The sequence below is a fragment of the Novosphingobium sp. FG137 genome, from assembly GCF_057809735.1.
Window position 1 is genome coordinate 111,814 of the sequence record NZ_JBMDKN010000008.1, and the last position, 13,054, is coordinate 124,867.

General features: G+C 64.7%; 13 protein-coding genes. 8 read left to right on the forward strand and 5 right to left on the reverse strand.

The genetic code is table 11. From position 1 onward, the window contains the following. The first annotated feature begins 9 nt into the window (after positions 1-9). On the forward strand, positions 10-930 hold the full coding sequence (locus ACODS2_RS20020) for a CDP-alcohol phosphatidyltransferase family protein (RefSeq protein ID WP_489000352.1): 921 nt from the start codon (positions 10-12) through the stop codon (positions 928-930). 5 nt (positions 931-935) lie between these two features. On the opposite strand, the gene ACODS2_RS20025 is transcribed toward ACODS2_RS20020, so the two are convergent. Continuing rightward, positions 936-2,273, reverse strand: coding sequence for an MFS transporter (locus ACODS2_RS20025; RefSeq protein ID WP_489000353.1), 1,338 nt, complete (start codon positions 2,271-2,273; stop codon positions 936-938). A gap of 5 nt (positions 2,274-2,278) precedes the next feature. Beyond that, a complete protein-coding gene (locus tag ACODS2_RS20030; protein ID WP_489000354.1) occupies positions 2,279-3,079 on the reverse strand; it encodes a hypothetical protein in 801 nt (266 codons plus the stop codon). Positions 3,080-3,204: 125 nt separating this feature from the next. Here ACODS2_RS20030 and lipB point away from each other — a divergent pair, with 125 nt between their 5' ends. Continuing rightward, positions 3,205-3,888, forward strand: coding sequence for a lipoyl(octanoyl) transferase LipB (gene lipB / locus ACODS2_RS20035; protein WP_489000355.1), 684 nt, complete (start codon positions 3,205-3,207; stop codon positions 3,886-3,888). After that, positions 3,885-4,226, forward strand: a complete 342-nt coding sequence (locus tag ACODS2_RS20040; RefSeq protein ID WP_489000356.1) for a hypothetical protein — start codon at positions 3,885-3,887, stop codon at positions 4,224-4,226. The genes lipB and ACODS2_RS20040 overlap by 4 nt, the downstream gene beginning before the upstream one ends. Positions 4,227-4,239: 13 nt before the next feature. Here ACODS2_RS20040 and ACODS2_RS20045 read toward each other — a convergent pair whose 3' ends face one another. Continuing rightward, on the reverse strand, positions 4,240-5,124 hold the full coding sequence (locus ACODS2_RS20045) for an HpcH/HpaI aldolase/citrate lyase family protein (RefSeq protein WP_489000357.1): 885 nt from the start codon (positions 5,122-5,124) through the stop codon (positions 4,240-4,242). A gap of 47 nt (positions 5,125-5,171) precedes the next feature. Beyond that, positions 5,172-6,281, reverse strand: coding sequence for an alkene reductase (locus ACODS2_RS20050; RefSeq protein WP_489000358.1), 1,110 nt, complete (start codon positions 6,279-6,281; stop codon positions 5,172-5,174). 255 nt (positions 6,282-6,536) lie between these two features. Here ACODS2_RS20050 and ACODS2_RS20055 point away from each other — a divergent pair, with 255 nt between their 5' ends. The 3 genes from ACODS2_RS20055 (at position 6,537) to ACODS2_RS20065 (ending at position 9,716) form a co-directional block, all read left to right on the forward strand. Then, positions 6,537-7,433, forward strand: a complete 897-nt coding sequence (locus tag ACODS2_RS20055; protein ID WP_298172518.1) for a DMT family transporter — start codon at positions 6,537-6,539, stop codon at positions 7,431-7,433. Positions 7,434-7,781: 348 nt separating this feature from the next. Further along, positions 7,782-8,882 (forward strand): inositol-3-phosphate synthase, encoded by a 1,101-nt coding sequence (locus ACODS2_RS20060; protein WP_298169876.1) that lies wholly within the window; start codon positions 7,782-7,784, stop codon positions 8,880-8,882. Positions 8,883-8,975: 93 nt separating this feature from the next. Beyond that, positions 8,976-9,716, forward strand: a complete 741-nt coding sequence (locus tag ACODS2_RS20065; RefSeq protein WP_489000359.1) for a phosphocholine cytidylyltransferase family protein — start codon at positions 8,976-8,978, stop codon at positions 9,714-9,716. Positions 9,717-9,725: 9 nt separating this feature from the next. Here the strand turns inward: ACODS2_RS20065 and ACODS2_RS20070 are convergent, their stop codons facing one another. Beyond that, positions 9,726-10,217, reverse strand: coding sequence for a DUF2141 domain-containing protein (locus ACODS2_RS20070; protein ID WP_298169873.1), 492 nt, complete (start codon positions 10,215-10,217; stop codon positions 9,726-9,728). Positions 10,218-10,511: 294 nt separating this feature from the next. On the opposite strand from ACODS2_RS20070, the gene rpe reads away from it, so the two are divergent. Both rpe and ACODS2_RS20080 read left to right on the forward strand, forming a co-directional pair. After that, positions 10,512-11,174: a ribulose-phosphate 3-epimerase gene (gene rpe, locus ACODS2_RS20075; protein ID WP_489000360.1), complete on the forward strand. Its 663-nt coding sequence runs from the start codon at positions 10,512-10,514 to the stop codon at positions 11,172-11,174. 4 nt (positions 11,175-11,178) lie between these two features. Further along, positions 11,179-13,053 (forward strand): heparinase II/III family protein, encoded by a 1,875-nt coding sequence (locus ACODS2_RS20080; protein WP_489000361.1) that lies wholly within the window; start codon positions 11,179-11,181, stop codon positions 13,051-13,053. The last annotated feature ends 1 nt before the right edge of the window (position 13,054 follow it).

Genomic DNA, 13,054 nt, shown 5'->3' on the forward strand with positions numbered 1-13,054 from the left:
ACAGGCGGCATGAGCACTTCCCCATCGGCATCACAGCCTGCGCCCGTTAAGCGGCCGGCGCGGGCGCGGGAGATGCAGGACGCGCTCAATCATTACCTGTATCACCCACTGGCCTGGCAGCTGGCACGCCTGCTCGCCCCCACGCCGATTACGCCCAACATGGTCTCGGTCTTCGGCGGCCTGATGGTCGTCGCCGCAGGCGCGGTCTACTGGAGCACATCCGGACCGCCCTGGGCGATGCTGGGCATGCTGCTCCACATGTCGTGGCACGTGGTCGACGGTGCAGACGGAGATCTGGCGCGCATCACGGGACGCACGAGCCCGTTAGGCGAGCTTGTGGATGGCATCTGCGACTATGTCAGCCACATTGTCCTTTACGTTCTTCTCGCGCTTGTCCTGACGCGCACGCTTGGTTCAGGCTGGGCATGGTTCTGGACGTTGGCGGCGGGCGCAGGGCATATCGTGCAGGCCAACCATGTCGAGGTTCAGCGGCGGTTCTACCAGCACTGGACCTACGGCACGCCATGGCTGCACAACTCAAGCGGCAGTGATCGCGTGTTGTTTAGCGACAGGGGGGGAATCGGCTGGCTGCTGCGGATTGTCGTAGCCGGGTACCTGCGGCTTGCGGCCGGCATGAGCCCGAACGCCCTGCGGATCGATGCTGCCGTAACGCGGGCCATGGCAAACGACCCTGCCCTGCTGGCACGCATTCGTGCGGAAGTTCAGCGCGAACAGCGGCCGTTGCTCGTGATGCTGCGCTACCTCGGGCCAAACCCGCGAGCGATCCTGCTCGGCTTGTCGATGATTGCGGGAAGTCCGCTGTGGTACTTCATCTACCTGTCCGTGGGCCTCAATCTGCTGCTCATGCTGTCGGTGCGGCTTCATGATGCTGCCGCAGCCCGCGTTGTCTCCCGGCTTGATCTGCCCTGAGTGTGTCAGACTGCGGGATCGCGGCGCATGCCGAAAGCGCAGATCAGGATGACGGTCAGGGCAAGCAGCTCGACCACACCCCAGGCCAGCCAGTTCGAGTGGTTGTAAAGCCAGACGCCGATCGCGGGCGATATGATGTAGGCCGAGCCATTCACCGCAGCGACAATCCCGGCTGATTGACCCTGCTCCGCCGGGGTTACCGCAAGGCTTGCACCCGATGTGAAGCCCGGACGAAACAGACCAAAACCCAGCGAACAAATGGCAAAGCCGGTCGCAATGGCGTGGAGATCGCGGCCTACGGCCATGCCAAGCGTTCCAACCGCGACGAGGCCCATTCCCCAGAGCGTCGAAGTGCGCGGCCCAAGCTTCATCATCGGGATCAGACCCCACTGCGCCAGCAGCGTGGCCACCGCGCCGCACATCAGAACAAGCCCGATCGGCCCGGCAGCGGCATCCGGCTGATGGCGCAGGCCGAGCCGGTCAAGGAGCAGGAAACCCACGACCCCAAGCAGGATCGACTGGGCCTGCCCACCCAGCGTTCCTGCCGCGAGCCACGCCCGCAAGCGTGGATCGCCCCAGCGCAGCCTTCCTTCCTTCGAATCGATCGAATGAAGGTCTGGATCGACCTCGCCATGGAGCTGGTCGCGCGAGTCTTCGCCTTCCTTCCCCATCCGCGGGCTTGAGGACGCACTCATCGGCTCGCCCAGAATCTCGCCTCGACCGGCAAAGCGCGGATCATCGTCGGGCAGCCGCAACCGCAGCAACACCAGCACAACGACGGCCGCCAGCGTGAAGGCCGCAAACGGACCAATCAGTCCCACGCCCGGCAGGATCAGCAAGGGAGCAAGCGCCGGACCGAGAACAGTACCCAGCCCAAAGCTGGAGGAGACCATCGACAAAGCTTGCGTCCGCTCCGCCCGGCTTGTCCGGCTGGCGACGTAGGCCTGCACGGCTGGCGGTGCCGCCGAGCCGAAACCACCATAGAGCGAGCGTGCCGCCGCGAAGAGCAGAATGGCGGTCAGGCCGCTGATCGCACCGCTCAATCCGGCGTGGAGCGCCGCACCGCACAAGGCGAACGAGATCGCGAAGCCGACAAGGCCAAGGGCCATCATCGCCTTGCGCCCGCGGCGGTCCGAGCGACGCGCCCAGAACGGCGCAAGCAGCATCCACAGCAGCGCAGACCAGCTATAGGCGAGGCTTACCCAGACATCGGCGATGCCGAGATGCGTGCCGATCGACGGCATGACCGACTGCATTGCGGTATTGCCGGCAGCCGTGACGAGCATGACCATGAACAGCAGCGCCATGCGGCTCCGCGGCAGCTGGACATCAGCATCTTCCATCGGCTTCACCGCACGCCCGTGCCAGCCGGATCGCCGGCGAGTTGCCGATAGACGGCCGCAAGCATGGCGACAAAGTAGGTGTAGCCGATCGCCAGGAGCACGCCGGAAACTGCCTCACCAAGCAAGCGCTGCGGTTCCCCCTTGAAGATGAGCACGAGCACGACACCGACAAACATCATGATGAGCCCGTAGACGACAAGGAACACGAAGCCGGCCATACCAATGAACAGCAGGATCCGCCCCGCGTTGCGCCGGGTCAGCCCGAAGCTCTCCCGGATGGCAGTCACCGGATTGCGGACGTTTTCGCCGGCAACCACCGGCCCCACCAGCATGGTGCGCATGATCGGATAAAGCAGCAGTCCCAGGGCCACGGAGACCGCAAGCCTGTCGGGCAAGATCAGGGCCAGCACGCTCGCAAGCGCCATCGAAAGCGGAACGATGGCAAGCGCAATCAGCAACTGCGCTGCAAAGTACGACGGCAGGGCGCGCACGCTGCGGCGAATGGCCTGCGCCACGGTGGGCCTTGCCGTATCGAGCATGGCAACGAGCATTGTCAGCATTCCGGCCATGGGAAACAGCGAAAGAAGCAGCAGCGCCGGCAAGGAACTGGCGTAGTAATCCTGCATTACCGCCAGGATCTGGGTCTCGCTCATCTCGGGTGTCATCGCCGGAGAAGGCACAAAGACGGCCCCAGCCAGACCGGGAAGCACGAAGAAGACCCCGGCAATCGCCATGAGAAGGTCGCGGTTGGCGGAAACCATCCGCGTGGCGCTGGCCCAAGCCGCACTGCTGTCCAAAGTCGTCACGGCAGTCATGTCCCTTTCGGCGGCAGCCCTAGCAGGACCGGACGGGATACGCACCCCCCGCTGCGGTGCAATCAACCCCTACTCGCCCTTGCCAGCGCGCGGGCAGGCGTTCATGCGCATGAGCCATGCAAGTTCCGGATCAGATCGAGATCAGGCAGGCTCAGGACCTGGTACCCTATCGCGAGGCCCTCGAGGACATGATGGCCCGCAACGCCGCCGTGCACGAAGGCAAGGCACGCGAGTTGTTCTGGCTGCTGGAGCATCCGCCGGTCTATACCGCAGGGACAAGTGCAGCTGCGGATGAACTGCTCGATGCCCGCTTTGATGTGGTCGAGGCCGGACGCGGCGGGCGGTACACCTATCATGGGCCGGGCCAGCGCGTCGGCTATCTGGTCCTCGATCTAGGCAAGCGCGCGCGCGATGTGCGCGGGTTCGTCCATGCGGTCGAGGGTTGGGTCATCGATACGTTGGGCGATTTCGGCGTCCCAGCGTGGCGGGCTGAAGGCCGCGTGGGAATCTGGACACGCGGGGTGGACGGCAGGGAAGCCAAGATCGGCGCGATCGGCATCCGCATCCGCCGCTGGGTGACGATGCACGGCTTCTCGGTCAATCTGGCTCCCGACCTCACGCATTTTGGCGGTATCGTGCCCTGCGGCATCGAGGACTACGGCGTCACCAGTCTGGCAGCGCTTGGCATTTCGGTTGCACCGGATGCGTGGGATCGGGCATTGCTGGCGCGGAGCGAAGCCTTTCTCGCCAATCTGGAACCGCGTGATGCGGCGGGTGCCGCCGCCAAGGACCTGCCATGATCCGTCTCTTGCCGTCCCGTTCCGTCGCTGTTGTGCTTGTGCCGCTGCTGGCGCTCGGCGCCTGCAACTCATCATCAACTCCGCAGGCAAGTTCGACCGCGAGTGGTGAGATCCTGCCGGGCTCGATCAGCGACGCGATGCTCGATACTGACCGGTCGCAAGCGCAGGCACCTCTGGCACCCGCAGCACACAGTGCCGCCGCTAAAGTGGATGCCGGTGCCTCTGCCGACGCTTCGGACGCGGCCGCCGATCCAGCAGCCGCCCCCGATACTGCCCCAGCAGACCCGGTTCCTGCCGGACCCAAGGCTGCGGCAGCGCCCAAAACGCCCAACCCCTGAGCCGACGCCCCTGCTAATCGAGGCCGAGCAGCGCTCTGGCCTGACGCAGGTGCGGCTGATCCAGCATCCGTCCGTGCAACTGAAGCGCACCCACTCCGGGATTCGCCGCAAAGGCATCGACAATGGCCCGCGCATGGGCGAGTTCTTCCTCGCTGGGCGTGAAAGCAGTGTTGATCAGCGGCACTTGTGAGGGATGGATCGCCAGCATGCCGGCAAAGCCATCCGCGCGGGCCGCTTCCGCCGCCCGCTTCGTACCTTCGACATCCCGGAAATCGGCATAGAGCGTATCGATCGCCCAGACGCCGCGGGCGTGCGCAACAAGCAGGGTCTGTGCGCGCACAAAGCGGAACGCATCGGTCCATTGGCCATCCGCATCGCGCTTGCGCGCAGCGCCAAGCTCGGCAGAGAGGTCTTCGGCCCCCCAGGTCAGACCGGCCAGGCGCGGCATGGATGCATCCATGTAGGCGGTGATGGTCAGAGCGGCGCGCGGCGTTTCGCTCACCAGCGGCAGAAGGCGGGTCTGGCCATTGGGGATGCCATGCCGCTGTTCGAGCTCGTAGATCTCAGCTGCCACCTGCCGGATCTGCTCCGGCCCTTCCGCCTTGGGCAGCATGATCCCCTCCGGCGCGCCGGGCATGACGGCAGCCAGGTCCTCGCGCCACAGGCCGGTTTCGACGGCGTTGATCCGCACCCACCGCGCCTGCTTGCGCATCGTGATCTGGCGCCGGTGCGCCTCGAGCCAGTCGCGCGTCAGGCGCCGCGCAGCCGGCTTGGCGGAGACCGCCACCGCATCTTCCAGATCAACGATGAGCGCATGCGCACCCGTCTCCGGGGTCTTGAGCAGCTTCTTCTCGCTATCGCCGGGCACAAACAGCCAGGATCGCGGAATCGTGCGCATGTCTTGCTCCTATGGCCCTGCCGGTCGTTCGCTATCGCACCGCACGCTTACGCGGTGGCGCTGGCCTTTTCCTCTGCGAGCGTCGGATAGTCGATGTATCCAGCCTCACCGGGGAAATACCATGTCTGCGGCACGCCGATATTCGGCGCGAGCTCAGCGCCCAGACGAATGCGCTCCACCAGATCGGGATTCGAGATGTAGGGCCGGCCAAAGCTGACGGCGTCAGCCCGCCCGGAGGCGACATCGGCCGCAGCGCCTTCCGGCGTATAGTCGCTGTTGAGCACCAGCGGCCCCGAATAATGCGCGCGGAAAACATGATCCTGCGGCGGCACTGTCGTCGCGCCGAAGGTACCGTCCGGCCCCGGCTGGCGCAGTTCGATAAACGAGACCTTGAGCGCTTCGAGCACCCGGGCCGCCTCGGCAAAAAGGGTGGCCGGATCGCTATCGTCAACGCCCTGGCTTTCGCCATTGGGTGAAAGCCGGATCGACACGCGATCGGCACCCCAGATCGCCACGAGGCGCTCCATCACCTCGCGCATGAGCCGCACGCGGTTTTCCGGGCTGCCGCCGTAGTCATCATCGCGAAGGTTCGAGGAGTTGCGCAGGAACTGGTCGATCAGATAGCCGTTTGCGCCGTGGAGCTGGATCCCATCGAACCCGGCCCGCTTCGCGTTCTCGGCAGCGTGGCCATAGTCATCGACGATGCGCGGCATCTCATCTAGCCGGAGCGGGCGCGCTACGGCGTTTTCCTTGCGGCCTTCCGGCGTATGGGCATGGCCAGGAGCCTGCGTCGCCGAGGCGGAGACTGGCGGTTCACCACCCAGGAAGTAGGGGTGAACGACTCGCCCCATGTGCCACAGCTGCAAGATGATCCGGCCGCCCGCCTCGTGCACGGCCTCGGTTACCGGCTTCCACGCTTCCACTTGCACATCGGACCAGATACCCGGCGCGCTCGGCCAGCCGGAACCTTCGCGGCTGATCCCGGTCGCCTCGCTGATGATGAGGCCCGCATCCGCACGCTGGCGATAGTAAGTCTGCATGATCTCGGTCGGAACGGCATCGGGTCCGGCGCGGCCACGCGTCAGCGGTGCCATCAGGATACGGTTCGGCGCTGCAATCGCGCCAAGCTGGATCGGCCGGAAAAGCGATTCGTGCATCGACTGGGGTCCTTCTCGGAATAGGAGTGCTGAAACAGATCAACTGAGCGTGCTGCGCGCACAAGACTTGCGGAAGAGGGGCTTGGGAAACCTGAGCGGGCGCTCTATGGCCGTGATGGACAGTGGGACATCGCCTTGTCGGCGTCAGCCCCCCAAACCTGATAGCCTGACCCCGTCGCGCCCGACGGGGTTGCCATTTGCAACCCAGCTAGGATGCCGGTGTCCGCATGACAAGCGCGAGTTGACCAGCGGATCATGACGAGCATCGATGACGGGCGAGAGGAGACGCGCCCAAACCCCTGGCACTTCGTCGCGCTGCTCGGTGGCAACTTTGCCCTCGCGCTGGGGCCATGGTTCGTGCGCCTTGCCGATTCGGGTCCGGTTTCCGCCGGCTTCTGGCGCCTCTTCCTGCCGCTGCCGCTCCTTACCTTCCTCGCCTTGCGCCAGCGTGTGCCAGGAAGACCGGCCATCCCGCTCACAGCCTGGCTGGTGGTTGCCACGGCGGGGGTGTTCTTTGCTCTCGATCTGGCGAGCTGGCATATCGGGATTGCCTATACGCGTCTGGGCAATGCTTCGCTGTTCGGGAACTCCGGCAGCCTGATCCTGATGGCCTGGGGTCTCATCGCGGCGCGACGTCTGCCTCGGCGGGTAGAAATCGCGGCAATCGTCGCGGCAGTCTGCGGTGCGGCCATTCTGCTCGGGCGATCGCTGGAGATCGACCATGCCACCCTGATAGGCGATCTGTTCTGCATACTCGCCGGGGTGTTCTACTTCTTCTATATCCTCCTGCTGCAGGGTGCGCGCGGCCGGTTCGAAAGCTGGGAACTGCTTTGCGCCTCCACCATGGCCAGTGCCCCGGTGATGCTGGGAATCGCAATCTGGCTGGGCGAGCCGATCTGGCCCCACGTCTGGTGGCCATTGGTGGCGCTGGCCTTCTGCAGCCAGGTCGTGGGACAAGGTCTCATCGTCTTCGCGCTGCGTCATTTCTCCGCCCTGATCATCGGCGTCGTGCTGCTCACCCAGCCCGCCGTCTCGATCCTTGTGGGATGGCTGGCCTTTGGAGAGACCATGGGCACGCTGGATGCATTAGGCATGGGGCTCATCGCCGCGGCCCTCCTGCTGGGTAGGCTCAGCGAGAGCGAATCCCGTTGATTCGTGACCAGCGCACAGCCTTCCGGAGGCGCTGCCACTAGGGGCAATGCCGTGTCAGAGAGGGTCCACGGGACGTTTTATGCTGCGTTGCACAATTGGTCAGCGAACTCGCACTTAATCGTAAAGACTTCCTGTTTTGTGGGAAAACAGGGGGTTTTCATGGCCATCGCTTGCGCGTGCAGGCGTTTTCTTCGCGGATGCAACGATGCCGGAGGGTAGCCCACCCGCTACCACATTGTTCCCGCTTGCGTGACGTCGCGGAAATATCCTTGCAATCTGTAGCTTTTGTGTGGAGTGAGGCAGTTTAGTTACAACGGCATTCCGTTTGTCCAAGGGGATCGGGTTACAATGAAGCCAATCAAGGTCGCAGTGATCGGCGTGGGCAACTGCGCAAGCTCGCTGGTGCAGGGTGTAGAGTTCTACCGCAACACCAACTCTTCCGCGGGCCTGATCCATGAGCGCATTGGCGGCTATGGCGCTGGCGACGTCGAGTTCGTCATGGGCGTGGACGTCGATGCCCGCAAGGTCGGCAAGGACATCTCGGAAGCGATTTTCGCTGCGCCGAACTGCACCGCCGTGTTCCAGCCGACCGTGCCGGCAAGCGGTGCCAAGGTCATCATGGGCAAAATCCTCGATGGCGTCGCCGATCACATGACCGGCATGGGCGAACGCGGCTTCATCCTGGCCGATGCGCCCGAAGCCACCCGCGAATCGATCGTGGCGGCGCTGCGCGATTCAGGTGCAGAAGTGCTGATCAACTTCCTTCCCGTCGGTTCGGAAACGGCGACCGAATTCTACATGGAATGCGCGCTCGAAGCGGGCGTCGGCGTCGTGAACTGCATGCCGGTGTTCATCGCCAGCCGTCCTGAGTGGGAAGCCAAGTTCCGCGCCAAGCGCCTCCCGATCGTGGGTGACGACATCAAGGCACAGGTCGGTGCGACGATCGTTCACCGCGTGCTTTCCAGCCTGTTCGGCGCGCGCGGCGTGACGGTAGAAAAGACCTACCAGCTCAACACCGGCGGCAACACCGACTTCATGAACATGCTCGATCGCCAGCGTCTTGGTTCCAAGAAGGAATCGAAGACCGAGGCGGTGCAGGCCATGCTCGCCCAGCGCCTCGCCGACGAGAACATCCACGTCGGTCCTTCGGACTATGTGCCTTGGCAGAAGGACAACAAGCTGTGCTTCCTTCGCCTCGAAGGTACGCAGTGGGGCAACGTGCCGATGAACCTCGAACTTCGCCTCTCGGTCGAAGACAGCCCGAACTCGGCCGCTTGCGTGATGGACGCGATCCGTTGCTGCAAGGTCGCGCTGGAGCGCGGCGAAGGCGGGGCCCTGATCGGTCCCTCGGCCTATTTCTGCAAGCACCCCCCGCAGCAGTTCAACGATGATGTCGCCGCCCAGCTGGTTGACGAATACATCTCGGAAACCGCACTGGCTGCCGAGTAAGCTTTCAACGCAGGCAACACTGGCGGCGCCGGTCCTGATGCAGGATCGGCGCCGTCTGTGTTAAGAGACCCGGCCCGGAGAGAGACTGACCCCATGGATGCCGTGATCATCGCCGCCGGCTATGGCAGCCGGCTAGCATCGCTGTCGCCATCGAAGCCGCTCACGCCGGTCTGCGGGGTTCCCTTGATCGAGATCGGGATCCGCCAGGCCGCAGCTGCAGGCGTGACGCGGGTGGTCGTGGTCACGGGTCACCGCGCGGACGCTGTCGAAGATTTCCTTGCCGAGCTAGCCCAGCACGTCGACGTGGGAATTGAAACCGTACGCGTGGACGACTGGAGCAAGCCGAACGGCTTTTCCGTCATGGCCGGCGCTTCGCGCTGCGGGGGCGACTACCTGCTGATGATGGCGGACCACATGTTCGACAGCGCTATTCTTGCTGCCCTGCGCAGCGTTGGCAGCGAGACCCGCGACGTGACATTGGCGATCGACCGGCACACCGAAAGCCCGCTTGTCGATCCCGACGATGCGACATGGGTGAAGCTGGACGCGAGCGGCTTCATCAGTGCCATCGGCAAGACCATACCCGCCTGGGATGCGGTCGATTGCGGGGCATTTCTGGCCACACCGCGCCTTGCCGAAGCGATTGCCGCAGCCATCGCAGCCGGCAAGTCCGGCAGCCTTTCCGATGGCATGCAATGGCTGGCGGACCGCGGCCGCGCGGCCACGTACGACATCGGCGGTGCCTGGTGGATGGATGTCGATGATCCGCGCGCCCATGATCTCGCGGAGCAATTGGCCCCCCGTCACCTCACGGCAGCGTTTGCGGCAATCTGACCGACCAGATCAGAATTTGCGCACGTTGATGGTGATCGACTGGTTGGCGTGCTCGACCTTGAAGAGAACCGAACGTAGCGAGGGAGGCCCGAGGAAGATCGTCGGATTGTTGGAAAAGCCGACAGCTTCACTGGGAATGCCAAAGAGCCCACCGCGGTTGATCGTGCCGGACGAATCCTCGTCGTGGTAGATCGCGATCGCATAGGTTCCGGGGTGCGGCACGAACAGACAGAACCTCGTCTGCCCGGCCGCAGCGGGCGTGCTCGCCACGTAGAGCGAGCCGTTCTTGACGAGGAAGCGCTTGGGATCGTTCGGATAGAGGGTTGCGGTGATCAGGCCCCGACTGTTGCGCACCCGATCGACTGTGATGTTGATCCACGTTTCGCTCGCGGGCCCGACGCACGCCGGCGCGGCGTGGGCCATCGGCACTAGCGCTCCCTGCGGCGCGATCATCAGTCCCAGCACCAAGGCCAGGGCGGTGCGCCACTTCGGCAGGATCATGGCATTCTTTCCCGATAACGCCGGCCTCTGGAAGAGGCCGCGCGGACAGGGCGGGGGAATAGGCGGGCTTTGCCCTGTTCGGCAAGGGCAACCTTGAGGCCACGCTCACCCAAAGCTGGCCTGCGCCAGCGCTGTTTGCGCCGAATCGGCTGAGAATAGGGATAATGCGTGTGGAAAAGCGAGGCATTCGCGCTTGTTCCGCCGATTCGCCACCGGTAATCGCAGAGGGGATAAGGTCGCTGCCGTGCGCGTTTGCGCCAACCGCCGCCGAACCCTGTTTGCGAGTTTTTCGTGATGGCTGCGCCGCTGATTTCCCCTTCGATTCTGTCAGCCGATTTTGCCCGGCTGGGTGAAGAGGTGCGGGCTATCGACGCTGCAGGCGCAGACTGGATCCATGTCGACGTGATGGACGGCCATTTCGTGCCAAACATCACGATCGGCCCCGGAGTGGTGAAGGCCTTGCGCCCGCACAGCGCAAAGCCCTTCGACGTCCACCTGATGATCGCGCCGGTCGATCCCTATCTTGAGGCGTTCGCTGCCGCTGGCGCGGATATCATCACCGTGCATCCCGAGGCGGGGCCCCATATCCACCGCACGGTTCAGGCCATCCGCGCGCTGGGCAAGAAAGCCGGTATCGCGCTCAATCCCGCCACGCCGGCCAAGATGCTCGATTACCTCATCGACGAGATCGATCTGGTCCTGATCATGAGCGTCAATCCCGGCTTCGGCGGCCAGAGCTTCATCACAAGTCAGCTCCGCAAGATCGAAGCGGTGCGCAAGATGATCGAAAAGACCGGGCGCTCGATCCATCTGGAGGTGGATGGCGGTATCGATACCGCAACAGCACGCCAGTGCACAGATGCCGGGGCAGATGTGCTGGTTGCCGGCACGGCCTCGTTCAAGGGCGGCCCCACTTGCTATGCCGCCAATATCGCCGCGCTGAAGGGCGCTGACTGACGCCGTGGCGCGCCTGTTCCCCGGAACCCGTGAGGCCCAGGAAGAGGGCGCAGTCCTCGGGCCGGCGATAGGCCCCGTGGTTGATGGCGGGGAGGGGCGGCCGGCATTGACGCTTGGCCCCGCACCCGAACCACTCGCGCTTGCGCAGGCTGAAGCCGATGTTGCGCCGCTCGAACCCGGCAGGGCTTTGGCCATTGCCGACTTCTCCCCTCCGCAGGTCAGTGCCGGCGAAAGGCTGATCCGGCTTGCCTATGGATTGGGCATTCCGCACTCGACCCTCAATCCGTTCCGCAAGCGCGCGCGCCCGCGCCTCACGGCCACGGTGGAAAGCGCTCTCGCGGGCGACGTCGCATCCGGAACAGCAGTCAGGGCTGGGCACTTCCTGCTCCATGGCGTCAAGCTGCCAATCGCGGACACCGAGTTCAGCGGTCCCCGGCTCTCTCCGCCGTTCGAGCGCATGGTGCATGGCTTCGGCTGGCTCCGCGATCTCGCGGGCTGTGCGGCACGGCCACATTGCGCGCCGGTTGCCGAACGAATCTTCGCCGCATGGCTTGCCGCCAATCCGCAGCCCGGTGCAGGCCCGGCCTGGGCAGTCGGCAATGCGGGACATCGTCTGCTGGCATGGCTGATCCACGCGCCGCTCCTGTTGTCGAGCCAGGATCGCAAGCTGCGCGCCCGGGTTCTGACGACATTCGAGGATACAGCGCGCTGGCTCGACCGCCATGTCGGGCGTGCGGAAGATACCCTCGCCGAAGTCGCGGGCTGGACTGCGATTACCGCGGCGGGCCTCTTGCTGGCCGAAGGCCGCGCCCGCAGGCTTTTTGGCGAAGGTGGATTGATCAAGGCGCTGGGCAATCTTGTCAGCGATGATGGCGGTGTGCTTTCGCGCAGCCCGCTCGGTCAGATCGAGGCAGTCGAACTGCTTATCGAGCTTCGCGCGTGTTATGCGGCCGTGCGTAGCACCCCGCCGCAGCAGCTCGATGCGATCCTTGAACTGCTGGTTCCCCCGCTGCTCACCTTGCTGCACAGCGATGGCGGACTTGGCTCGTGGCAGGGCGCAGGCGCCGTGTCTCCGGAACGCATCGCCGCACTCATCAAGGCGAGCGGTGTGCGCACGCGCCCTCTGCGCGACGCGCGCCACTGGGGCTACCAGCGGGTCAACGCAGGCAAGGCGGTGCTGCAATTCGATGCTGCCCCGCCGCCACTTGCGCGACATGCCCGCGATGGCTGCGCCTCGACTTTGGCTTTCGAATTCAGCCATGGCGGGGAACGTCTGATCGTCAACTGCGGCGGTGCCGCTTTTGCCGGTGGGCTTATTCCGCTGCGGCTTGCACAAGGTCTACGCGCCACTGCCGCGCATTCGACGCTGGCGATCGATGACTTCAATTCCACCGCCGTCCTCATCAACGGCAAGCTCGGCCCCGGCGTATCCGAGGTCGAAGTCGATCGCCGTATCCTGAGCGGCGAAGGCACTGGTGCCACCCGGATCGAGGCAAGCCACAACGGCTACGTTAGCCGCTACGGCCTCACCCACCGGCGCATTCTGATCATTCGTGACGACGGCAGCGAGCTGCGCGGAGAAGACCTGCTGGTGCCTAGCGGGCGCCGCGGCAAGCGGGGCATGATCGGCGTTGCCTTGCGCTTCCACCTCGGCCCTCATATCGAGCTTGCGCAAGGGCGGGACGGACTTGGCGTCACGCTTGCCTTGCCCGATGGCAGCCTCTGGCAGTTCCGCTCCGGCCGTGATCCGGTCACGCTGGAGGAGAGCCTTTGGTCGGACGGCATGGGGCGGCCGCTAGCCACACGGCAGCTGGTCATATCAGCCAAGATTCCGCGCAGCGGCGAGTCCTTCTCGTGGCTGCTCAAGAAGATGCGCTAGA